This window comes from Nocardioides oceani, from assembly GCF_030412965.1.
Classification (GTDB): Bacteria; Actinomycetota; Actinomycetes; order Propionibacteriales; family Nocardioidaceae; genus Nocardioides; species Nocardioides oceani.
Genome location: NZ_JAUHJQ010000112.1, coordinates 1 through 290, shown reverse-complemented (window position 1 = coordinate 290; position 290 = coordinate 1). Strand labels below are relative to the sequence as shown.

General features: G+C 79.0%; 1 protein-coding gene. It reads left to right on the top strand.

Going from position 1 to position 290, the window contains the following annotated elements:
- Window positions 1-89: 89 nt before the first annotated feature.
- On the top strand, window positions 90-290 hold a 201-nt coding region (locus tag QWY28_RS23475), incomplete at its 3' end, for a hypothetical protein (protein ID WP_300955326.1).

Sequence of the window (290 nt, the reverse complement as noted above, 5' to 3'; positions counted from 1 at the left end):
GACGGCGCCGCCCGCCGGATCATCGACCAGGTGCCCCGCGGCGACGACGACCGCGCCGTGCTGCTCCTGCACCGGACGGACGAAGGTCGGTGACCCGCACGCGCGGCCGGCGGCACCCGTTGTGGACGGCCGCGCCCGCGCGCCTGCTGCACTCGCCAGGCTGGCTGCTCCTGGTGCTGCTCGCGGCCTCGCTGCTCGTCGCCTCGGTCGTCGCCCCGGCGCTCTTCCGGACGAGCGCCCGGACCGCCGCGCTCGACACGCGGGTCGAGACCGCGGCGGCCCAGCCCGCC